Origin of the sequence: Actinomadura sediminis (genome assembly GCF_042675525.1) — a bacterium.
Classification (GTDB): domain Bacteria; phylum Actinomycetota; class Actinomycetes; order Streptosporangiales; family Streptosporangiaceae; genus Spirillospora; species Spirillospora sediminis.
This window is the reverse complement of sequence record NZ_JBHTJA010000249.1, coordinates 1-1,385: the sequence shown is the minus strand read 5'-3', so window position 1 is coordinate 1,385 and position 1,385 is coordinate 1. Positions and strand designations below refer to the sequence as shown.

Annotated in this window: 1 protein-coding gene; it reads left to right on the top strand. The window is 67.4% G+C overall.

All coding sequences use genetic code 11. The features are described from left to right. The first annotated feature begins 46 nt into the window (after positions 1-46). Positions 47-1,345: an IS256 family transposase gene (locus ACFQ11_RS37710; protein ID WP_378307746.1), complete on the top strand. Its 1,299-nt coding sequence runs from the start codon at positions 47-49 to the stop codon at positions 1,343-1,345. Positions 1,346-1,385: the final 40 nt, after the last annotated feature.

Genomic DNA, 1,385 nt, shown 5'->3' with positions numbered 1-1,385 from the left:
CGGGACTGTACGGTTTTCGGTGTAACTCCTGATCAAGGAGTGACGCATGACAACCGAAGCGAGCACGGAGGCCGTGGTGGCCGAGTCCGACAACCCGGCCACGGAGACGGCCGGGGTCGATCAGGAGCTGGTCGGCCGGCTGGTGGCCCAGGCCCGTGAGCAGGGCCTGGACCTGACCGGCGAGGGCGGCCTGCTGCAGCGGCTGACCAAGCGGGTGCTGGAGTCCGCGCTCGAGGGCGAGATCACCGACCACCTGGGCCGAGACCGCCACGAACGGACGGGCGAGGGCGGCGGGAATGTCCGCAACGGGCACCGGTCCAAGACCGTCACCACCGAGGTCGGCCCCGTCGAGATCGACGTGCCCCGGGACCGGGACGCCACCTTCGAGCCGAAGATCGTCCGAAAGCGACAGCGGCGGCTGACCGGGGTGGACGAGATGGTGCTGTCCCTGAGCGCCAAGGGCCTCACCCATGGGGAGATCTCCGCGCACCTGGCCGAGGTCTATGGCGCCACGGTGTCCAAGCAGACCATCTCCACCATCACCGACAAGGTCATCGACGGCATGGTCGAGTGGCAGAACCGGCCGCTCGACTCCGTCTATCCGGTCATCTTCCTGGACGCGATCCAGGTCAAGATCCGTGACGGGCAGGTCGCCAACCGACCGATCTATGTGGCGCTGGCCGTCACCGTCGAGGGCACCCGCGACATCCTCGGGCTCTGGGCCAGGGACGGCGGCGGCGAGGGCGCCAAGTACTGGCTGCAGGTCCTCACCGAACTCAAGAACCGGGGCGTGGCCGACGCTTGCATGGTGGTGTGCGACGGACTGACCGGCCTGCCCGACGCCGTCGCCCACGTCTGGCCGCAGACCCTGGTGCAGACGTGCATCGTGCATCTGCTGCGCAACTCGTTCCGGTATGCCGCCCGGCAGGACTGGGACAAGATCGCCAAGGCGCTCAAACCCGTCTACACCGCTGCGACCGAGGCGGCGGCGATGGAGCGGTGGCTGGAGTTCGCCGAAACCTGGGGGACCAAGTATCCGGCGATCATCAGGTTGTGGGAGAACGCCTGGGCCGAGTTCGTGCCGTTCCTGCAGTTCCACCCCGAGATCCGCAAGGTCGTCTGCTCGACCAACGCCATCGAGAGCGTGAACGCCCGCATCCGCCGGGCGGTCAAGGCCCGCGGGCACTTCCCCAACGAGCAGGCCGCGCTCAAGTGCGTCTACCTGGCGGTGATGAGCCTGGACCCCAAGGGCACGGGCCGCAAACGCTGGATCATGCGGTGGAAGGCAGCCCTCAACGCCTTCGACATCGCCTTCGAAGGCCGCCTCACCACCACCCGCAACTGACCCGAGCAAGATCAAGTTACACCGTTAACTGGACACTCCC